A 22185-nucleotide genomic window follows, 5' to 3' on the forward strand; every position below is an offset into this window, starting at 1 on the left:
TGATAATAAAAATATACACGAAAGCGATTACATTTTCTATATAAAATTAAAACTTTTCTGATAAAACAATATAAAAATCGAATTATTGCAAGATTTAGATTCTATTTAGAGGAAAATAAGGAGAAACAAGGAAAAACCCTTACATATATTGTAAGAGTCAACGGAGTTCTAATCTTCTCGATAAAATTGATAAACTATAATTTACGATAAAGTACATACAAGCTACTACTATAAACGTCGGAATCATGTAATTCACATTTTGCCCGCTAATAATTTGAGCATTATGCATAAGCTCAGGGAGTGATATAACAACCGCTAGCGACGTATCCTTCAGCAATGAAATAAATTGACTGACAAGCGGCGGAACCATTCTCCTTAATGCTTGTGGCAAAATAATATGCCAAAGCGCTTGAACATACGTTAATCCCGAAGATCTTGCAGCTTCAACCTGCCCTTTTTCAATAGACAATAGACCACTTCTAACAATTTCAGATATCATTGCTGCCTCAAATATTGTTAAAGCAACAATTGCAGCTGTTATAATTTCTAATTTCAAGCCTGCTTCTGGAAGTGCAAAATACGTGAAAAATATAATTAACAGTAGTGGTAAGTTTCGAATCACTTCAACTATAACTCCTAATACTTGTGAGACGACAGGTATTTTCGTGTAGCGCAATATACCGATTACACTTCCAATAATAAAACTAAGTACAATTGCTATGAGCGCTACCTCTAATGTTATAAGTAATCCTTTTAATAAAAATAGAATATGATCTCCTGTAATTGCTCCCTTGAAATCCATTTACACCGCCTCCTTTGCTAAGCGTTTTTCTAAATAACGCACTAGCATACTGAGCGGAATTGTTAATATTAAATAAAACATCCCGACAAATATATAAACATCAAACGTAACAAACGTCTTCGTTGAAATTAAATCTCCTTGATACATTAAATCAGCACCAGCAATAATTCCAAGTATTGAAGAGTTTTTAACTAAATTGAGAAACTGGTTTCCTAAAGGGGGAATTACAATTTTCACTGCTTGGGGTAAGACAACATAATACATCGCCTGCACATACGTTAGCCCTGAAGAGCGAGCAGCTTCCATCTGCCCTTTCGCAACTGATAAAATACCAGCGCGAATTACTTCTGCAATAAAAGCTGCCGTATATACCGTAAGCGTAACTGTTCCTGCTACAAAACCATTTAAAGTAATTCCTATTACAGGTAAAGCAAAATAGAATATAAATGCAATTAATACAAGTGGAATATTTCTTACAAACTCCACAAAAGCTGATCCTATCCAATTTAAAATGCGAATAGGTGCAATACGCATTACTGCCAAAATTACTCCTAAAATAAAACTACCTATCAATGCAATTACACTAGACATAACTGTATATTTAAACCCTTCTAAATACATATCAATGTTATTCGTTAATATAGAAAAATCAGGCACATATTCTCCCCTCTTTCTTTACAAGAAGAGGATGAGTACTCTCATCCTCTCACTGTTACTATCTACTTTTCTGGTTTTTGTCCAATCCACTTCTCATATAATTTGTCATACTCCCCGCTTGCTTTCATGTCTTTAATTAAAGTATTAATCTCTTTCGTTAAATCATCTGCCCCTTTTTGCACTGCAATTCCATACGGTTCATCTGTGAAAATTTTTCCTACTACTTCATAATTAGAATCTTGTTTTGCCATTCCGTAAAGGATCGCATTATCTGTCGTTAACACATCACCTTTACCTGCCTTTAACGCTGTAAATGCCTCACTATAATTTTCAAACTCTAATACAGTCGCTTCTGGTGACTTTTGACGAATGTTATTTGTAGATGTTGATCCTTTTACAGCTAATACTTTAACGCCTTGTTTTATATCATCGACGCTCTTAATATTGCTTCCTTTTTTCACAAGTAACGATTGTCCTGCTTTAAAATATACATCTGAAAAATCCACTTCTTTTTTGCGTTCTTCCGTAATTGTCATTGTTGCAATAATTGCATCAATATCACCATTTTTCAGCATTGGAATGCGTGTTTTAGACGTTACTTCTTTCAGCTCTAGCTTCTTTTCATCTCCAAGAATCTTTTTCGCCAGTGCCTTGGCGACATCAACATCGAATCCTTCTACCTGCCCTGTTGAAGGATTTTTTAATCCAAATAAATTCGTATCATTCTTCACCCCAACTACTAATTTCCCTCGTTTCTTAATTTGCTCAACAGCCCCGCCTTGCTTCGTATTTGTTTCCTTTGCCTCATCTTTCTTACTTCCGCATCCAGCAACAACAAGCACGAATAAACATGAAAATACGATTAAAGTAAATAACTTTTTCATTTTAAGCATGAAATTCCTCCTCTAATGATTTAGCACCCGACTTAAAAATAAACGGGCTCTTTCTTGTTCAGGGTTTGCAAAAAAGTTCGCCGGTTTTGTATCTTCAATAATTTGGCCATCATCCATAAATAAGATCCTATCTGCTACCTCTCTAGCAAATCCCATTTCATGCGTGACAACGACCATTGTCATCCCTTCTTTAGCCAGTGCTTTCATAACATCAAGTACCTCTCCAATCATCTCTGGATCAAGAGCAGACGTAGGCTCATCGAATAGCATAATTTCCGGCTGCATTGCAAGTCCTCTAGCAATTGCCACCCGTTGCTGTTGTCCTCCGGATAATTGATGTGGATATACGTTAGCCTTCTCAGGGATTCCTACTTTCTCTAAATAAAACATTGCTGTTTTCTCTGCTTCTTCTTTGGAAACTTTATTTACTTTAATCGGTGCTAATGTAATATTTTGAAGAACCGTTTTATGTGGATATAAATAAAAATGTTGAAAGACCATCCCAATATTTCGCCGCAATTCATTCATGTCCGTTTTTTTATTGTGTACCTCTGTATTTTGTACAATTAATTCTCCATCTGTAATTGCCTCTAATTGATTTATACATCGAAGCAATGTACTTTTTCCTGATCCTGAAGGCCCGACAACTACTACCACTTCGCCTTTTTTCACTTGCACATTAATATTTTTCAAAACTTGAAAGTTACCATAATATTTATTTACATTACGAAATTCTATCAACATACTCCCCCTTCCCCTAACAATGCATGTACATTCTTTTTATATTCAAAAATAGTCCCAAAAATAACTTTTAGCTTCAATTTGTCCATAAAAAAAGCAAAGGGTTTCCCCTTTGCTTCTTCATTTTTATTCGATTAAGATACTTCTTCTTTCTTATCTTTCCCGTATTCATGCTCCCAAAAATCAGCATTTTTAATTCCTAATGGCCCTGGATCGAATACTGGATCTTTTCCTTCTTTTTTCTGTTTTTCATAATCCTTTAATGCGACTAATGCAGGTTTTTGTAACAATAAAATCGCAATGATATTTACCCATGCCATAATTCCTACCCCAATGTCGCCTAAAGCCCAAGCCGTTGCTGCTGTTTTTATACAGCCGTAGAATACAGCTCCTAAAAATACAAACTTTAGTACCATGGACATCCAAGGGCGATCTTTATCACGATTTAAGTACGCGATATTCGTTTCTGCAATGTAGTAATACGCCATAATTGTTGTAAACGCGAAGAATAATAACGAGATTGCAACGAAACCATTTCCAAATCCAGGGAAAACAGATTCTACCGCCGCCTGTGTATATCCTGGTCCTGGCTGAGCGCCGTTTAGTTTATTAACGATAAAGTTTTTTCCGCTTGCATCAAATACGTTATACATGCCTGTAATAATCATCATAAATGCTGTTGCTGAACAAACAAATAATGTATCAATGTAAACGGAAAATGCTTGTACTAAACCTTGCTTAGCTGGATGTGATACTTCGGCTGCAGCTGCTGCGTGTGGTCCAGTCCCTTGTCCTGCTTCATTGGAATAAATACCACGTTTTACCCCCCAAGAGATTGCTAAACCGATAATACCACCGAAAGCAGCTTCTAATGCAAATGCACTTCTTATAATTAACATAAATGCTTCTGGCAATTTTTCAATATTCATAGCAACAATGACGCAAGCTACTAAAATATAGCCTATTGCCATAAACGGTACGACAACTTGCGCTACGTTAACAATTCGCTTTACTCCACCGAAAATGATAAGAGCTAATACGACAACTAATATAGCCCCTGATACGGTAGTATTAATACCAAAAGCAGTTTCTAAACTTACAGCAATACTATTTGCTTGTACACCTGGTAGTAAAAGCCCCGTTGCAAGAATTGTCGCTGCAACGAATACTAAAGCATACCATTTCACACCTAAACCTTTTTCAATGTAATAAGCAGGTCCACCACGAAACTGCCCTTGATGTTTCGTCTTATATATTTGCGCGAGTGTTGATTCTACATAAGCTGATCCTGCTCCTAAAAAGGCTACTGCCCACATCCAAAATACAGCTCCTGGTCCACCGAATGCAACCGCTGTTGCTACCCCAGCGATATTCCCTGTTCCAACACGTCCTGATAACGAAAGTGCTAACGCTTGGAATGAAGAAACACCAGCTTCTGATTTTTCCCCTTGAAATGTCAGCTTCACCATTTCTCCTACATGTCTTACTTGTAAAAACTTCGTTCGAATAGAAAAATATAAACCTACTCCTAAACATAAATAAACAAGTGCTGGACTCCAAACAATATTATTTAACCAATTTACGAAAGCTTCCAACATTCCCCCTCCTTTTTATAAATAATATTCAGAATATATATAAAATTATAAGTGTATACCGAATCTAGGACAATATTATTTTAATAAAGTAAACATATTTTTGTATAAAAAAACAAAGTATATATTTGTTTTATATACTTTGTTTTGAACTAAATGTATTATATATTCACAATTGCTTCTCTTTTAATAATTCTTTCGTATAGCTCTTCTGATAATTTCAAGAAGTTATCAGGCATATCTTTCCCTTTAAACTTCTTTTGAAGCGTTCCATATAAACCTATATCACGTAAACGTAAAAATAGTGGTAACGATTCATACCAACTATCCGCCAGCCTGTGCTCATACTCATATCCTTTTCGTAACACTTGTAACTGTTTACGAGCAAAATCTGTCTTCTCTTCTGCTGTCCACGGTGTAAATAGAACAGAGTAGTATAAAACCATCGCTAAATCATGTATAAAGTAATTATAAGCAGCATCATCAAAATCAAAGATTGTTAGCTCTTTACCATCATAATGAAAATTGCCTTGATGAATATCACCGTGCATAAGACCGAACGTTTCTCTTTCAACTGGAAGAGCCTTAATTTCATCCATTAATACCGCTGCAATCTCTTTCACTTGACCATCTTCTAATTCATTAACAATTCCACTTTCGTCTTCTTCCCACGTATCACGGTAGTCTGTTTTAGGATAATCCATTGTAAGGCGATGCAGTTGCCCAATCGCTTTTCCCCACGCTTCAAAATAAGCATCTCCCCAATAAGGCGATTCTGCTCCTTTTACTTGCTCACCTTTTGCATATATAAATAAAGAAGCGAAAAAGAAAGTCCCATCCTCTGCTACGATTTCTTCTACGAGATTTCGAGACGTTGAATAAAGAGGTCCTGCTACCTTTGCCCCATTCTCCGCAACATATCGTAAAAAATCTAGTTCAGCCTCTACCTCTTGTTTAGAACGATGAGAAGAATGTGTTAAACGTAATACATAATCTTCATCATTATCACCCTTCGCCTTAAAAATATAATTCTCAAAATCTCCAAGTGGCTTTTCTTCTACTGTTACATGAAACAAATTCGCTGCTCTTTTTAAAATCTCTTTCGTAAAAACACGTTCTACAGCTATTTCCATATATATCCCTCCTATATATCTTCTTAATTCGACACAAATGTTAGAAGTACTGCTATGAATAATCTAAAAACAAAAAAGGTTGAGTCACTAAATCAACCTTTACATTATTAAAAGTTTTATTTATCAATTCTTCATCAATTGATTCTCGTATATAACATTTATTTTTATTTCTCTTCACCTTTTGTCTGCATTGAATTGAAAGTCCAATTTAATTTTAATGAATCTCCTTGAAATACATTTTGCTCTGCATTATTATCTACAAATGTGAACATTACATAGAAAGTATCATCATCACCAGGAGCAAGTCCATTTCCTTCTCGGTCTACAACACCTTTTTGTACAAGATCAGGAATACTTCCATTTTGCGTAGATACCTTTAATTCAGATAATGTAGTAGACCAAATTGGAACCTCATTTTTATCCAAATTCCACAAGAAATCAACACGGATATGATCACCAAAATCAGCATTTCCATTATCTCCTTTAGCATCGATTACACTGTAATCTGTCAGGAGTTTCACATCTCCTATTGCTAAAGTTCCTTTGTTTACTAATTGAAAACCACGCTCCATTTCATCACCTGGTTTAATATTATCGACATTAATAACAACTTCAGGGTTCACACTCAAATCTAAAGTACCCGCTGCAAAAGTGTTTTGTGACACTTCCTTATCACTAAAATACGCATATGTTCCCCCGCCAATTAAAGATAAGCCAAGTGCTGCAGTTACAACACCCATACCAAGTTTTTTCTTAATACTCATTTCACAACTCCCCCTATTTTTAAAGTTCAAACTACAAACCTTATTTCCATCCCACAAAATAATTTAAGCAACTACCTTGTCCCACAGCGAAAGTGAACCAAATTTAAACTAGTTACTTCATATATCAAAACGACTATTACTTTTAAAATAACCGGTAATGTTACCGTAAATCATTACCGGTTATTTGTTAGCCAATCTCATTTCATTTACTATTCATTGTCTGATTGCATTATTTACTCTAGAAGTTTGCCCACTTATTTTTTTGGTTCTAAGCCAATAGAGCGTAAGATTTTATCTAATGTCACTGGACCTACATTTTCTTTCGGTTTCTGATTTTCTTTAGCATCTGGACTCTTTTTCAAGAAGTTTTTCTCAATAAAACGAATATCTGTTTCATCTACAACACCATCTTGATTTATATCTCCATCTTTTACAGATACTTTTCCTTTTCCATACGATAAAGCTGCTATTCTAGCATCTTGAATGTCTACCATTTTATCTCCATTTACATCACCTGCAAGGTTATCATCCATGTCAACTCTAAAGTTTTGTCCCACTAATTCACCGTCTTGCACCTTCCCTATTTTTGTTGTTAATTTACTATTTAAATGACCTGGCATTTCTACGAAAATATCATATTCTTTATCGCTTACTGGGACACTATGAATTTCAAATTGCCCGTTATCACCAATCGTTCCTGTATATTTCTTTCCATCCTTGCCAACTGCGTACACTTTTGCTCCTAGTTTTGTATAGTCTTTCTTACCTAAATACCCCTCTTCATTCAAGAAAGCTTCCGGGCCAATATACCCTGTAATCGTTGAATGTTTCGAAACAATAGCAAAAGATTTATCTTTAAACGCAGGAATCTCAATGCCTTCTGATGCAACAGCTTTTGTATAAGAGAACTTCTCTACTCCAAATGCAGTTAAATCATTAAAGTATTCATCGTTCGTCATCTCGAATGTAACATCTAAAAATGGTGTATCTCCATCTAATCCTTTAAATTCTTTTCCTTCTAATGATGCCCCAACTTTCACCTTGTTTTCCCAAGCTCCTTCTTCACTTATCTTCGGATCTTCTAATTTAAGGTTCAGTCCATGTTGTTTTACATATTCCGTAAGTGCTGGATTTGGTTTCACATCTGTAAATTTAAAGAGCTGCTTGTAATAAGGAATTTCAAATGTACCTGACATAAGCTGTTTTACATTATTAAGATTCAAAGTTAATGTAATTTTCTCTCCTAATTTGATTTTATCTTTGTCATAACTTGGAACAGCGTATTCTGTCCCTTCCTTTACAAAGACGTAATCTTTATATCCAGTTGCCATATTCCCTGCAGTTGCAAGATCATATCCAAATAATTTTAAATTTAACGGCTCGTTTATTTCCTCTGGAAGTACTCCAAATTTAAAATCACCATTTGCTTGAATTGTATTCAGCCAACCTGATGGAAAGGCTGAGTTTTGATAATATACAATTTGGTTCGCTTTTTGATCATACTGCAAGCCTTTTGCCTTCAATGCATCTACTGTAGAATCATAAATATTACCATGCACCCATAATGCACGTTGGCCGTCTTCTTCTTTAAACATAGAATCATTGACTTCATGTATACCAGGTTGTACATCCTTAAATTTCATTTCCGGTATAACATTATCAATGATAATGCTATCGCCTTTTGTATACGATTTTCCTTCTTTATCATATCCAACGAAGTTCAATTCGTAATCTCCATCAGGCAACATAACAGGTTTATCCCCAATTGGATGAGCTGGATCTCCTGTGAATGGAAGTACATACCCTCCCATACCAGAAAACATCATATATTCAATATTCGGTGTTAGACTACTTGCATTAAGTGTACCAACGACTCCTAATGCCTTTCCTGTCTTTCGGTCCTTCACAACTGCATCAATAGTTTCAAGAGGACTATTTAGTTTAAATGTCAAAGGCGAACTTGGTCTCTCCATAAACGGATGGAATTTAGATGCATCTGTTGCCATTGCATCTCTCAGTAAATCTACAGACGCAATCCCTTTTTCTGTGAATTTAACTGCAAATGGTACTTGATATACTTCTTTTTCATTGTTTTTATTTGAAATATGAATATAGCCCTCATATCTACCAAATTCAGCGTTTTCTGGAATGATAATTTCAGGGCTAATTTCCTCTGATGTACTAGGAGCTACTTTAATAGAATCTGGTACATTTAGCTTCACACCATTCTTCGCTGCATCTTGCACACCTACACTTGTAGATGAAAACTCTACTTCTAATTTAAACTCTTTTCCATCAGTTTTACTGCTGTTCTTAATTAAGACTTTTCGACTATCTTTAATAGGCCCATTTTCAATTTGATTTTTATACCCAAACGCAATAGAACCTGTTTTTTCTTCAATTTCTACTTCTTCATCATCTACAACGTTTGATGTTTTATCGATAACCTCGATAGATGTATCTGCATGAACTGCACGATATGCATCAATTCGTCCAGAGCCCACCTCAAATACAGAACGCTCTTCTTTTAGGTCAACTGCGGTATTCATAAGTGCTTCTTTTACTTCAAATGGACTATAGTTTGGATGTTCTTGTAAAATAAGTGCCGCTACCCCTGCAGTATGAGGAGTTGCCATAGATGTACCTGACATACGTCCATACGCTACCGGATAATTTTCTCCATCTTTTGGATCATTAATATATTCAGGAACAGTTGAGAAAATAGACACACCTGGTGCTACAATATCTGGCTTAATATCATCTGTTTTAGTTGCAGGACCACGGGAGCTGAAATCAGCCAAGTGATCTCCCTCTGTTTTTATATTACTAAGTTCTCCAAATGCTAACGACACATCTCCTTGTACAGCTTTTGCTTGCAATTTCTCACCATCTACTTTTGTTAAGCGGAACGATGGAATAGATGAAGTACTTTCCCCAAGATAACTTGTAATTTCCCCATCTACATTGTTGTATACAATTACCGCCTTTGCGCCTGCTTCCTTAGCATTTTTAATTTTTTCATCAAATGTAATCTCACCACGTTGGATAAGAGCTAACTTCCCTTTTACATCTTTCCCTGTAAAATCACCTGATTTCCCAAGCCCTGCATATACAACCGATAAGGATTGTCCTTTCAAATCTTCAATCTTATCAGTAAAGCTTTTTCCAAGTAGCATCATCTTATCTACATGTACATCACCTGCATCGGCGGAAAACGTTGGAATATTCACTGCAGCGTCACTGGCTCCAACTGTAATTGGAAGTGCTGCTGCACTAGGTGATCCTATAGTACCTTCTTCCGGACCACTATTACCAGCTGCTACTACTGTAACAACACCTGCTAACATCGCATTGTTCACTGCAACAGAAGTAGGATATAAAGGATCATTAATAGACGCTCCTAGTGATAAATTGATAACATCCATATCGTCTTTCACTGCTTTATCAATCGCAGCAAGAATACCGCTTGTTTGTCCACTTCCATATGGACCTAATACGCGATATGAATATAAGTCTACATCTGGAGCAACGCCCTTCACTGCATAATCCACACTATTCTGTTTGTCTGCAGCAATTGTCCCAGCTACATGCGTACCGTGGGATGTATAATATGCACTTCCCTCATAAATCTCAGGATATCCTCCAGAATTTTGCCAATCCTTATACGTTGTCTCCATTGGATCAGCATCATTATTAACAAAGTCCCATCCTTTTATTGAGTTCGGATCTATTTTAGTTGGATCTTCACCTTGTTTTGCACGATACCCTTTATATGCATCTTTCAAATCCGGGTGGTTGTAATCAATACCTGTGTCTAGTACACCTACCTTAATTCCTTTTCCTGTTATTTTTTCATCATGTAGCTTGTCTACACCAATTTGTGGTACACTATCTGCCATTTTTGGTTCAACAGCAGTCTTAGCTGTTTCTTTCGGCAAATCAATTTTAACCTCATGATCTTCCCATACGCGCTTAACGATACCGGTACGAACTAAGTCTTCGATTATATTTGCTGGTAAAGAAATCGCTACACCATTAAAAGCATTCTTATATTCTCTTGTTATCTTTGCAGATTTTACATTTGTCCCTTTCTCTTTATTCTTTTGAAGCTGTTCAAGCTCTGCTTTAAACCCTTTATGTGATGCCTCTACCTTTTGTTCCGCATTTGAAAGAGCTATCTTTTTCCCTTTAGCCGCTTGTTTTAATACCTCAATTTTGCTAGGCGCTTGCTTAAATTCTATAATCACATTTACATTATTAGGACTTGCTGTATTGATACCTGGCGAAATAACAAAACCTGGTTTTGTATCTAACGTTTTTAAGGCATTACGTTGTTCCTTTGTAAGGCCTTTTAAGATAGCATCTGCATCATCAATTCCAGTTAAAGTAGATGTATTTACCTCTTCCGCTAATACGTTATATGGAATCCCTTGAGACAATAACATTCCAACTGTTAACGTTCCAATAAGAACCTTTCCAAATTTCCCTCGTTTCATATTGCATCTCCCCATTATTAATATTATTTTTTGAAACAAATTGATTCTTAAATTCCCATGTAGCATCGGAAACTCTATCAATCTCAATCTTTTGTATCATGAAAGATTTCCAACGCCACTACCATCCCCATACCTCATATAGCTAACCACTCACTTTACTCTTTTTATAAGAGCCCCCCATCATTTATTTCCAACAAAAGATTTTCATAAAATGAATTATTAACAATATTAAAATGTAATTCTATTTTTATTATTTCACATTTTGATTATTCTGAAAATTAAACAAAAGGAGTATCTTTTCTCTAAGGATTCTATGCCTACATAGTACAAAAGAACTATCTTGTCCTTTATTCTTTGTGATACAGAATAAATCGACACGATAGTTCTTTGATAGATTTCTTATTTAATCTAGCGGAACCAATTGATTTCGAACTGCATAAATCACTGCTTGCGATCGACTTTTCACATTTAGTTTTTTAAAAATTTTATTGATGTGTATTTTAACTGTTTTATCACTAATATATAAAACTTTAGCAATTTCTTTATTACTAAGTCCTTTTACTAGTTCAAAGAGAATTTCCTTTTCACGTTCCGTCAGTTCATTTTCATTTGATTCTACTTTCATTTTTTGCTGATGATATGTAATTAATTTTTTAGTCATACGCGGATGAATAACTGAATCACCTCGATATAACATTCGAATTGCTGCTACTACCTGCTCTGATGAGGAATCCTTCAATAAATAACCATCAGCACCGGCCTGAAGTGCATCCATTAAATACTCATCATGTTCATACATTGTAAACACAAGTACTCGGCAACTCGGATAAATTTTTTTCACTAACTCTGTAGCTTCAATCCCATTTTTCCCTGGCAGGTTAATATCCATCAAAATACAATCTGGTCCGCATTCTTCTACTTTTCCCAATACTTCATCCCCAGAGCTAGCTTCTCCAACCACTTTCATATCAGATTCATCTTCTAGTATGCTCCGAATTGCATCCCGTAAAAAAGCATGATCATCTACTACTAATATTTTAATCATTTTACGCACCCCTTGTTTGTGAATCTGGAATTAACAGTGTAATTTCTGTCCCCTTTCCTATAGAACTATCAATCTGTAAAGTAGCCCCTAATTGGTCAGCTTGTTCATTCATATGTAATATACCATAATGTGGCTCATTCTTTGTTTTAACCATAGACTCAAATAGTGAAAATCCAACTCCATTATCCTTAACCCTTAAAAGAACGTGTTCACTTTGATAACTGAGTAAAACATCAGCCTTTTTTGCTTGTGCATGTTTTACAATGTTTTGCAAACTCTCTTGTAATGTATCAAATATAACTCTTTCTTTTGAAAAACTAAGCGCACGTGCATGACCTCTTTCATGATAGGTAATGTCTAGTTCATATTCTCGTTTTAAAGATTTTATTTTACTTGCTATTGCCTGCTTAAGGCCTAATTGTTGTGTCGGATATGGTTTTAAAGCATAAATAGAATAGCGAACTTCTCCTAGACTTCCTCTTAAATCTTTTATGCTTTTCTCAACTACTTGCTGCATATCTTTTGGTTTATCATGGTATTTTTTCCGTGCGGATTCTAGTTGGAATATTACCCCCGCTAATGTTTGCGCAATACCATCGTGAATTTCACGGGCAATTCTATTTCTTTCTTCTAAAATCATTCTTTTTTTCTGTTCAGAAATCAATATCCTTGTTTTAACAACGTTAGCTAATTGGTTAGAAAATGTAGCTAACGACTGTACATCTTCTGGAAAGAAACCCGCATTTCTACTTTTCCCTGCAACAAACATTCCGACTAATTCATCATTTACTATAAGAGGAAAATATACAAGTGAGCGTATAACACTATCAAATATTTCATCTCCAGGAGCCGTACCAATTTTCCAATCATTAAATACAAGATTTTTAGAAAGTTTCTCAAACGCCCTTAATATTTCTGAATCATCAGAAATATGAGAGCGCACTTTCCCATCTTTTAATAGAATACTCCAGTTCCCATCATCTTTTGTCCATATTACATATGCTTGTATGCCAAAAAAACCTTTAAGTGCTTGTTTAATATGTTTCAAATTTCCTCCAGTTAATCCTCGACTAATTTCGGTCGTAATAAGAAATAACTCATATAATCGTTCCTTCTCCATCCTTATCCGTACAGAAAAAGAACTAATAACTGAAGCTGCTACAAGTGGAAAAAAGAAAAACAGTACTGTAATCTCGTTTATTTCCACACTATATATACTAATTAATACATGCATCAGGGCCGCATAAGAGAAACCAAAAGTTTCGCAAAGAAATACCGTTACAGTTTTTTTATACCACTGATATATTGAATATGGCTGTGGAAGAAGTATCATCAACAAATCGTAAAAACGATTGTTGAAAAAACAAAAAAACACGCAAAATAATAACAAAGATATTAAATTTTCATATAGAACTGACATAACTATCTTATTAAGTAATAAGGACATACATTTGTTTGAAAACCATTCGGCCAAAATCAAACTAAGTGCATGCTGAGTACTATTAAATAACATTCTTTGTATCGGTGAACGACGATGCAGGTGAATAATTAGCGTTACGAGTACAATAGCAGTAATAGTTATATGGATTCCAAACTGCCAACTCATAGCATAGATTATCGGAAAAGTAAGCGAGCTAGTTCCTCTCCAAAATCTTACAGGAAAATACTCTGCAATCCCCATAAATAGTAACAACATTATTAGTATTGTTGAATGAGAAGGGATTTTAATTTCAAGTAAAGATATAGTTATAGTAACCAAACCAAGAAAAGAAATAAAATAAAGATAAGAACTAGCAATCTTTTCTCTCATAAAGATAGAATTTACATCCTTCAAAACAACCCCTTCTTTCTTTATAAAAACTTCATTTTCCCTATTATCCAATAAAAAACCGGCACTGGCAAAATGAAAGAACATCCACTAGCCAATCACCGGCTGTGTACTGTACCTAAAAAGGCAAGACACAATACTAGTATTATAAATCGCTTTTCTTAAATTTCCTATTCATCAAATGATGTAATTATGCATCCCGCTAGATTTACTCTCCTATAGTACAAAAGATATATATTAATATCGCAAATATATACGTTCTTTCCATTTCCCTACTTTTCTAAAAAATCCAAGCATAATTTTCTCACAAAAAACAAAAATTAACAGAAGTAATTTCAATGTAAAGGAGATGGAAAGTATGACCGAACAGAAGCACTCACAACAAGATAATAACAAAAAGCATATGTTTCCATCACTTCCGGAAAATATTAATTACATTGAAAATAAGCTATGTCACTCAGATGATATAAAAAAATTAGATGTCCCATTTCAAAACGGAAAAGGAACAATCTTATATATCGAATCTTTAGCAGACCCAAATTTGATTCACCAATTAGCTCTTGAGCCTTTATTAACTCGGTCGGATTTGGCTTTAGATAAAGCTTTTGCCACATTAAATATGAAAAAAGAAACGAATTTAAATTATGGTGTGCAGCTTTTATTACAAGGTAAATCCTTATATTTTCATGAACACGTCGACAGTTTTTTTATTTTCGAAACAGCTTTATCTTTAAAGCGAGATATAGCAGAGCCTGATAATGAAGGGATTGTGCGCGGTCCACATACTGGTTTTGTAGAGGATCTAGCAACTAATTTAGCTTCGATTCGTAAGCTCATAAAAAGTCCAAATATCGTCGTTAAATATTTCACACTTGGTGAAGAAATGCATACGAAAGTGGCAATTGCTTATATGCAAAACATAGCGAATGACGATTTAGTTACAGAAGTAAAAAGAAGGTTAGAAACGATTAAGACAGATGCACTTATGCCTCCAGGATATATACAAGAATTTATAGAGGATACGTCTTTCTCACCATTTCCGCAGCAATTAAATACAGAGCGTCCAGATAGGACCGCTGCAAATTTAATGGAAGGACGAGTTGCTATTTTATCTGATGGAGATCCCACAGCGCTTATCGTTCCTTTTACGTTATTTGCTTTCTATCAATCACCAGACGATTATAATAACCGCTGGATTGTCGGTTCTTTCGTCCGAATGATTCGCTTAGTGAGTTTCTTGATTGCTTTTCTCTTACCAGCTATATATATCGCAACCGTAGCCTTTCATCCTGATGTATTGCCGCTCGAACTTGTGTATACAATTAAAGCTTCATTAGAGAAAGTACCACTTCCTCCTATTTTTGAAGCTCTCTTAATGGAATTAATCTTTGAATTATTACGGGAAGCTGGTATTCGCTTACCAAGCCGAGTTGGACAAACAATCGGTATTGTAGGTGGTTTAGTAATTGGTGATGCAATTGTAAAAGCTGGACTTGTTTCTTATACGATGATTATTGTTGTAGCTTTAACTGCCATCTCATCTTTTCTCGTTCCATCAAACGATATGAGTTCAGCAGTTCGAATTCTTCGTTTTCCATTAATGATTCTTGCTGCTATATTCGGATACGTCGGAATATCATTCGGTCTAATTATAACTTTCGTTCATTTATGTCAATTACATTCATTTCATACGCCATATCTTTCTCCTGTTGCCCCGATGCGGATAAAAGATATGAAAGATTCTTTCGTAAGACTTCCAATTTGGTCGTTTTGGGAACGACCACATGATCCAAAACCGAAAAAAATGCAACGACAACATGTAACGAGAGAGGATGAGGACGGTGACAAACACGCAAAGTAAAATTTCGCTCGTTCAATTTACCTTTTTCGTTATTCAATGCCAAATCGGAGTTGGTATCCTTTCTCTACCTAACCGTCTTCACCCAATAGCAAAAGGAGGTGGATGGATTTCCGCTCTCGTCGCTGGGCTTGCAATTCAACTTATTATTTTACTTATGTGGCTTTTCTTAAAGCGATTTCCTGATGCAGATATGTATGAAAGCGTTTGTATGCTATTTGGTAATAAGTTTGGAAAACTATTAGGTTTTGCTTATGTTTTTTATTTTACGCTTATTGGTATGACGGTTATGTTGAATGCTTGTAATGTCATTAAAGTATGGATATTACAAGCTACTCCTTGGTCTGCCATTCTCATGCTATTTACGATAGCTTGCTGCTATATAGCCTATAATACATTTAAAGTCATCGTACGATTTTATGTCATGGCCTCTATCCTCATTATTCCAATGGCCCTTTTAATTGCCCTAGGGCTTTCCCGAGCTGATTTCTCTTATATTTTTCCCATTACAGAAGCCGGCTGGTGGAATATAATTCAAGCATCCAAGGAAACAATTACAGCCATGTATGGTTTTGAAATCATTCTTATCGCTTTTCCAAAAGTAAATGGCAGTTCTGTCGCAAAACTGAAGGCCATTTCTATCGCTAATGGATTTGTAACACTTTTTTATACTTTTACTGTTTGGATTTGCTTTATCGTATTTAGTCCAAAACAAATTGAGCTTATTCCAGAACCAGTTGCTTACTTATTACGCTCCTTACATATCGGAATTATAGACCGAACTGATTTACTATTTATACCAATTTGGATGATAACTGTTGCAGCTTCTATCGCTAGTTATTATTGCGCTGCTTCAATCGGAATAGGACATATATTCAATCTTGCTAATCATAAAAAAGCTGTTCCAATCATTGGTATTATTGCTTTTAGTGTAGCCTTATTTATAGATACACCTGAAGAATTAAAAGTAATCTCAACTTTCACTGATAAGTTCACCTATATTTTCATAGTTGTCCTTCCTCTTTTATTTCTACTTTATTCTGTGATACGAAATAAGAAAGGAGAACAGTATGTTCAAAAAAAGAGTTAAATTACTTTTTGTATTATGTACTAGTTCCCTCCTTTCTGGATGCTGGGATCAAGAACCATTAAGGGAGGCAAGGTTAGCTTATAGTATTGGATCTGATATTACGGAAGAGAATCAACTCCAGCAAACAATCGAGCTCGTAAAAAGTTCAAGCGGAGAGCAATCTTCATTCGAAAATGAAATACATTCAGCAACGGGGCATAACATAAGGGATACAAGCGATGCCCTAAAAAAAAATGTTACTGGGAATATTCGTTATTTTAAATATGGTGTTCAATTACTAGGAACCAAAATCCTAAAAAAAGGTATATTACCTTTTTTAGATGTCAGCTTTCGGGACCCAACAAACCCAACTGCTTTAGTAAAACTTATTGCAGTAGATGGTGAAACATCCGAGATACTAGAAAAAAAGAAAGTAGGAAATTTACTAATTGGAGATTTTCTAAAGAAAAAAGTGAAAAGCTTAGAAGATATGAGTGTATTTCCAAAAGAAACTTTAGAGACAGCTGCTACAAAAATGTTAGATCCCGGTAAAGACTTTACCCTCCCTTCTATAAAAATAAAAGGAAAAGAAGTAATTACAAACGGTCTAGCTTTATTTAACAATGATAAATTAACTGGGCATTTACCTTTGAAACAATCTGTTTTATTCGTATTATTAACCGGAAAAATGGGAACAAGTGCCCGTATAACCCAGAAGCTTACTAGCGATGAATCAGAGAAAACATCTGATTATTTAACAATGGAAATTAGCAACCGAAAGTTAAAACGAGACTTAAAAATAACAACAGATAAAAAAGGAAATGTTTATGCTCACATTAAGCTCCAACTAAAAGTTATAGCGCTTGAAGCTCCGAGAGATAATCTTTACAAAATGGATGAAAGAAAAAAACTAAATAAAGAATTGTCTAAACAACTTACGAAAGAAGCTAAAAAGATAACGAAAAAGTTACAAAAAGCAAACTGTGATGCTTTCGGTATCGGCAGACACCTTATCGCCTACCACCCTGACTTATGGAAGAAGAAAAATTGGAATAAAGATTATGCAAAAGTAAAATTCAAACCTGAGGTAGAGGTAAACATTTTGTACAGTGGTGTCCTAAAATAAAAGGTTGTATGCCGCATGGGCATACAACCTTTTTATTTCGTATATCGATACACAATTGATTCATATGGTCTTAAGCTAAGTTTTGTAATATCCTTGCTAGCATCTTTATAATTCGACAGTAGTATTTCTTGTTTCATTCCATCTAATTGAACGTGCGCTGGTACAGAGTACGTTATTTCTTCTCCATAGAAGTTATTTATAACAAGCAGCACTTCACTTTCTGTAGTACGAGTATATGCCCAAATCTTAGGATCATTTTTATCCAAAATAGCATATTCTCCTTCTGTAATTACATCATACGTTTTCCTAAGTTCTATTAACTTTTTATAATGATAAAATACGGACTCTTTATCTTCTAATGCCTTCTCTACGTTTATTTCTTTAAAGTTTTCAGCCGCTGAAATCCAAGGTGTACTTGTTGTAAAACCACTGTTCATCTCTTCATTCCACTGCATCGGAGTGCGAGAGTTGTCACGAGATTTTTGCTTTAAAATCCCGATAATCTCTTCTTTTGATAGCCCTTCTTTTAGCTTTATATCGTATATATTTAACGATTCCACATCACGATATTGCTCGATGGACTCAAATTTAGGATTCGTCATACCGATTTCTTCCCCTTGATAAATATAAGGCGTTCCTTGCAGCATGTGCATGGCTGTCGCTAACATTTTTGCAGATTCGTTTCGGTACTTTCCATCATCACCAAAGCGTGACACGATGCGAGGCTGGTCATGATTACACCAAAATAACGCATTCCATCCTCCGCCCTTTTGCATTTCAATTTGCCAGCTAGACATAATCTCTTTTAATTTAATAAAATCAAAATCAGCCTTCGTCCACTTATCACCATTCGGATAATCTACTTTTAAATGATGGAAACTAAACGTCATACTTAATTCATTACGCTCAGGGTTTGAATATTTAATACAATTATCAATTGTCGTAGATGACATTTCTCCAACTGTAATTACATCTTTTCCTGCAAAAACATTTCGGTTCATCTCTTGTAAATATTCATGAACACGCGGACCATCTGTATAATACTTGCGTCCATCACTTGTCGCAGTACTACCTTCATCGTTTAAGAAACATTGGTCTTTTGAAATTAAGTTAATGACATCTAATCGGAATCCTGTTACTCCTTTATCCAGCCAAAAACGCATCATATCATATACTTCTTCACGAAGTTTTTCATTTTCCCAATTTAAATCAGCTTGTGTTTCATCAAATAAATGTAAATAATATTGCTCCGTCTTCTCATCATATTTCCAAGCAGATCCACCAAACTTAGACTGCCAATTATTTTTTTCATCACGCCAAATATAGTAATTACGATATGGACTATTTTTATCTTCCTTCGCTTCTTTAAACCACTTATGTTCAGTCGAACTATGATTTACAACAATATCAAGCATAATCTCAATGTTACGTACTTTCGCTTCTGCTAAAAGTTCTTCAAACTCTTCCATCGTTCCGTAAGATGGATCAATGCTGTAGTAATCACTTACATCATATCCATTATCATTTTGTGGTGATTGGTATATCGGTGTTAACCATATATAATCCACTCCGAGTTCTTTTAAATAATCTAGTTTCTCTGTAACACCTTTTATATCCCCGGTTTCTCTATTGTAATAACTATTAAAGCTCTTCGGATAAATTTGATAGACTACACTTTTATGCCAATCCTTCATGTTTAACTTCCTCCTACTTCTGTTTGACTCTTTTTGCAAATAACCATGTTAAAGTAAACGGGATTACAACTGCAATAATCATTCCTACAATAAACATTGGAATCGATTTCGGAATGATAGAAATAAATGCTGGCAATCCGCCAATTCCGATAGCAGGCGCTAATACACCATTTAATGTAATGAATATCGCTGCCACAGCAGATCCTATAATCGCTGCATAGAACGGGAACTTATTTCGTAAATTCACCCCAAACATCGCTGGTTCTGTAATACCGAAGTATGCTGAAATGGCTGATGTTGATGCCATACTTTTATCATTTTGATTTTTAGAAATCCAGAACATCGCAAGTGCCGCACTACCTTGCGCAATGTTAGAAAGAGCGATCATCGGCCAAATAAATGTCCCGCCATGTTGTGCAATCAATTGTAAATCAATTGCAATAAACATATGATGCATACCTGTAATTACAAGCGGTGCATATAACGCTCCAAATAATACTGCTCCAACTACTGGTACTGTTTCATATACACCTACTAATCCTACTGTTAATAAATCTCCAATATGACGTGTAACCGGACCGATAATTCCTAGTGCTAACACACCTGTCACAACGATTGTTGTAATTGGTACAACTAATAATTGAATTGCATTTGGTACATGTTTCTTTAAGAAAATTTCCACTTTACTTAATACAAATGCTGCTACTAAAACAGGTAAAATTTGTCCTTGATATCCTACCTTCTCAATTTGGAATAGTCCTAAAATATTGAAGTACTCAATCTTTTGACCCTCTAAACCAGTCGCTGCTTTTCCATAGTCCCAAGCGTTTAATAAGGCCGGGTGCACAAGCATTAATCCCATAACAATCCCTAGTATTGGACTACCACCAAAACGCTTCGTTGCTGACCAACCGACAAGTGCTGGTAAGAATACGAATGCTGTATTGGCCATCATATTAATTAAATCCCAAAGCCCGCCTAAGTTCGGATAAACATCTAATAAATTTTTCCCATCAAAAAATAAGTCCTTTGCGCCTAATAGATTGTTAATACCCATTAGTAAACCAGCTGTTACGATCGCTGGTAATATCGGCATAAATACATCCGAAAATATTTTTACAAACTTTTGAGCTGGATTTAACTTCTGATTTCCAGAGTCTTTTACGTCCGCTACAGTCGATTCTTTCATACCTGCAAGCGTTATCAATTCAGCGTAAACACGATCTACATCCCCTGGACCAATTACAACTTGAAATATACCAGCGTTATGAAACGCTCCTTTCACTAATGAAACAGACTGTAATTTATCATTATCTATTTTACTTTCATCTTTTAAAGCGATACGGAGCCTCGTCACACAATGTGCAGCTTGTTCAATATTGTCTTTCCCACCAATATACTGCAACACTTCCTCTGCTGTTTTACGATAGTCTTTCCCCATATTCCCGTCCCTCTTTTCTTTTTTTGATACCGTTTACAATTACATATTAACTCGTATATATAAGTTAGTCAACACTCGTATATACGAGTTTGTGTTTTTTTTATAAAAAAAAGAGATGAAACAATATTTTGTTCCACCTCTTTACTTCCTGCGTGCCACATCCGAAAAGTGAAAAATATCTAAACGGTGGCGTGATTCTGTATATTCAAACTGACTTCCATCATACAAATGTGTAAAGTTTTTCACAACGACAACATAGTCTGTTCCATTTAAATCTAAATACTTTCTGTCATCCTCTGTACATGGCTGTACTTCTATTACCCTCTGCGAATAACTAATATGTAGCCCAAGCTCTTTCTCGATGTATTTATAAATCGATGCAGTTGCAATTTCTTTCGTTAATCCTGGAATAAACTCAGATACAAAATGATTTATATCTAAAATTACTTTTTCTCCATCAATATTTCGTACACGTTTAATATGGTCAATCTCTGTTTTTTCTTTTACATTTAATAATTTCGCAATGTCTTTTGTGGCTTTTTCTTTGTCCATTTCCACAACTTCCGTAATACAATGACGTCCTAAACGTTCATTTTCTTCTTGGAAACTTACAATACCGCCAAAATTAAATTCAATATTTTTTCGCTTTAAAACAAAAACACCTTTTCCATGAATTTTTTGCACATATCCACGCTCTTGCAGTAAATCTACAGCTTTTCTTACCGTGCCTCGGCTTGCCTCATACTGCTTCATTAATTCTGTTTCTGATGGGATTTTGCATCCCTCTTTTAATTGTTTATTATCAATAGATTTACTGATTTCTGTATAAATTTGTTCATACTTACTCATCATCTACAATAGCCCCTTGTCACCTTCTAATTCTATATGTATTATAACATGCTTCACTCTTCTGCCAATCTCTCACTTATTTTCCAGTACAAGAAAAATATAGGTAAATATTTGATCTTTAAAACGTATTTTTATAAAAATTTTTATATTTTTCTTTTCATTCAAAAAAACATGTAGTATACTAACTTCAAAATCAG

The 22185-nt window shown here is 35.0% G+C and carries 16 protein-coding genes; 3 read left to right on the forward strand and 13 right to left on the reverse strand.

The features are described 5' to 3' along the window. Nucleotides 1–157: 157 nt before the first annotated feature. The 10 genes from BLT20_RS22805 to BLT20_RS22855 all read right to left on the reverse strand — a co-directional run bounded on the left by BLT20_RS22805 (nucleotide 158) and on the right by BLT20_RS22855 (nucleotide 13957). On the reverse strand, nucleotides 158–802 hold the full coding sequence (locus BLT20_RS22805; protein WP_000345960.1) for an amino acid ABC transporter permease: 645 nt from the start codon (nucleotides 800–802) through the stop codon (nucleotides 158–160). Then, a complete protein-coding gene (locus BLT20_RS22810; protein WP_001112667.1) occupies nucleotides 803–1459 on the reverse strand; it encodes an amino acid ABC transporter permease in 657 nt (218 codons plus the stop codon). A 62-nt stretch (nucleotides 1460–1521) separates the two neighbouring features. Then, entirely contained in the window at nucleotides 1522–2352 is an 831-nt protein-coding gene (glnH, locus tag BLT20_RS22815) for a glutamine ABC transporter substrate-binding protein GlnH (RefSeq protein WP_000916491.1), read from the reverse strand. Between the two features lie 12 nt (nucleotides 2353–2364). After that, entirely contained in the window at nucleotides 2365–3096 is a 732-nt protein-coding gene (locus tag BLT20_RS22820; protein ID WP_002025298.1) for an amino acid ABC transporter ATP-binding protein, read from the reverse strand. A gap of 131 nt (nucleotides 3097–3227) precedes the next feature. Further along, nucleotides 3228–4688 (reverse strand): alanine/glycine:cation symporter family protein, encoded by a 1461-nt coding sequence (locus BLT20_RS22830; protein WP_000387160.1) that lies wholly within the window; start codon nucleotides 4686–4688, stop codon nucleotides 3228–3230. A 158-nt stretch (nucleotides 4689–4846) separates the two neighbouring features. Further along, nucleotides 4847–5818 carry a phosphotransferase enzyme family protein gene (locus BLT20_RS22835; RefSeq protein ID WP_000401644.1) on the reverse strand — a complete coding sequence of 324 codons (972 nt, stop codon included), beginning with the start codon at nucleotides 5816–5818 and terminating at the stop codon, nucleotides 4847–4849. A gap of 164 nt (nucleotides 5819–5982) precedes the next feature. Then, a complete protein-coding gene (locus BLT20_RS22840; RefSeq protein ID WP_000023366.1) occupies nucleotides 5983–6582 on the reverse strand; it encodes a TasA family protein in 600 nt (199 codons plus the stop codon). Between the two features lie 254 nt (nucleotides 6583–6836). Beyond that, nucleotides 6837–11078: a S8 family serine peptidase gene (locus BLT20_RS22845; protein ID WP_000820243.1), complete on the reverse strand. Its 4242-nt coding sequence runs from the start codon at nucleotides 11076–11078 to the stop codon at nucleotides 6837–6839. 403 nt (nucleotides 11079–11481) lie between these two features. Next, nucleotides 11482–12123 carry a response regulator gene (locus BLT20_RS22850; RefSeq protein ID WP_000590669.1) on the reverse strand — a complete coding sequence of 214 codons (642 nt, stop codon included), beginning with the start codon at nucleotides 12121–12123 and terminating at the stop codon, nucleotides 11482–11484. Nucleotide 12124: 1 nt separating this feature from the next. Beyond that, nucleotides 12125–13957 (reverse strand): GAF domain-containing sensor histidine kinase, encoded by a 1833-nt coding sequence (locus BLT20_RS22855; protein ID WP_002182443.1) that lies wholly within the window; start codon nucleotides 13955–13957, stop codon nucleotides 12125–12127. A 352-nt stretch (nucleotides 13958–14309) separates the two neighbouring features. On the opposite strand from BLT20_RS22855, the gene gerKA reads away from it, so the two are divergent. Genes gerKA through gerKC form a run of 3 tightly spaced genes read left to right on the forward strand, consistent with a single transcriptional unit; the run spans nucleotide 14310 to nucleotide 18004 of the window. Further along, nucleotides 14310–15812, forward strand: a complete 1503-nt coding sequence (gene gerKA / locus BLT20_RS22860; RefSeq protein WP_073339873.1) for a spore germination protein GerKA — start codon at nucleotides 14310–14312, stop codon at nucleotides 15810–15812. After that, a complete protein-coding gene (locus BLT20_RS22865; protein ID WP_000185798.1) occupies nucleotides 15793–16899 on the forward strand; it encodes a GerAB/ArcD/ProY family transporter in 1107 nt (368 codons plus the stop codon). The genes gerKA and BLT20_RS22865 overlap by 20 nt, the downstream gene beginning before the upstream one ends. Continuing rightward, nucleotides 16880–18004, forward strand: coding sequence for a spore germination protein GerKC (gene gerKC, locus BLT20_RS22870; RefSeq protein WP_000474042.1), 1125 nt, complete (start codon nucleotides 16880–16882; stop codon nucleotides 18002–18004). Before BLT20_RS22865 ends, gerKC begins: the two co-directional genes overlap by 20 nt. Nucleotides 18005–18036: 32 nt before the next feature. Here gerKC and treC read toward each other — a convergent pair whose 3' ends face one another. The 3 genes from treC to treR all read right to left on the reverse strand — a co-directional run bounded on the left by treC (nucleotide 18037) and on the right by treR (nucleotide 21991). After that, nucleotides 18037–19698 (reverse strand): alpha,alpha-phosphotrehalase, encoded by a 1662-nt coding sequence (gene treC / locus BLT20_RS22875; RefSeq protein ID WP_000656141.1) that lies wholly within the window; start codon nucleotides 19696–19698, stop codon nucleotides 18037–18039. 13 nt (nucleotides 19699–19711) lie between these two features. Continuing rightward, nucleotides 19712–21139 carry a PTS system trehalose-specific EIIBC component gene (gene treP / locus BLT20_RS22880; protein WP_000513942.1) on the reverse strand — a complete coding sequence of 476 codons (1428 nt, stop codon included), beginning with the start codon at nucleotides 21137–21139 and terminating at the stop codon, nucleotides 19712–19714. 141 nt (nucleotides 21140–21280) lie between these two features. Then, entirely contained in the window at nucleotides 21281–21991 is a 711-nt protein-coding gene (gene treR / locus BLT20_RS22885) for a trehalose operon repressor (protein ID WP_000987240.1), read from the reverse strand. Nucleotides 21992–22185: the final 194 nt, after the last annotated feature.

The organism is Bacillus sp. cl96 (assembly GCF_900100505.1).
GTDB classification, from domain to species: Bacteria; Bacillota; Bacilli; order Bacillales; family Bacillaceae_G; genus Bacillus_A; species Bacillus_A cereus.

Bases quoted from the DNA above. Each gene is read 5' to 3' on its own strand.
- BLT20_RS22805 (WP_000345960.1), bottom strand. From the start codon at position 802: ATGGATTTCAAGGGAGCAATTACAGGAGATCATATTCTATTTTTATTA.
- glnH (WP_000916491.1), bottom strand. From the start codon at position 2,352: ATGCTTAAAATGAAAAAGTTATTTACTTTAATCGTATTTTCATGTTTA.
- BLT20_RS22820 (WP_002025298.1), bottom strand. From the start codon at position 3,096: ATGTTGATAGAATTTCGTAATGTAAATAAATATTATGGTAACTTTCAA.
- BLT20_RS22835 (WP_000401644.1), bottom strand. From the start codon at position 5,818: ATGGAAATAGCTGTAGAACGTGTTTTTACGAAAGAGATTTTAAAAAGA.
- BLT20_RS22840 (WP_000023366.1), bottom strand. From the start codon at position 6,582: ATGAGTATTAAGAAAAAACTTGGTATGGGTGTTGTAACTGCAGCACTT.
- BLT20_RS22845 (WP_000820243.1), bottom strand. From the start codon at position 11,078: ATGAAACGAGGGAAATTTGGAAAGGTTCTTATTGGAACGTTAACAGTT.
- BLT20_RS22850 (WP_000590669.1), bottom strand. From the start codon at position 12,123: ATGATTAAAATATTAGTAGTAGATGATCATGCTTTTTTACGGGATGCA.
- gerKA (WP_073339873.1), top strand. From the start codon at position 14,310: ATGACCGAACAGAAGCACTCACAACAAGATAATAACAAAAAGCATATG.
- gerKC (WP_000474042.1), top strand. From the start codon at position 16,880: ATGTTCAAAAAAAGAGTTAAATTACTTTTTGTATTATGTACTAGTTCC.
- treC (WP_000656141.1), bottom strand. From the start codon at position 19,698: ATGAAGGATTGGCATAAAAGTGTAGTCTATCAAATTTATCCGAAGAGC.
- treP (WP_000513942.1), bottom strand. From the start codon at position 21,139: ATGGGGAAAGACTATCGTAAAACAGCAGAGGAAGTGTTGCAGTATATT.
- treR (WP_000987240.1), bottom strand. From the start codon at position 21,991: ATGATGAGTAAGTATGAACAAATTTATACAGAAATCAGTAAATCTATT.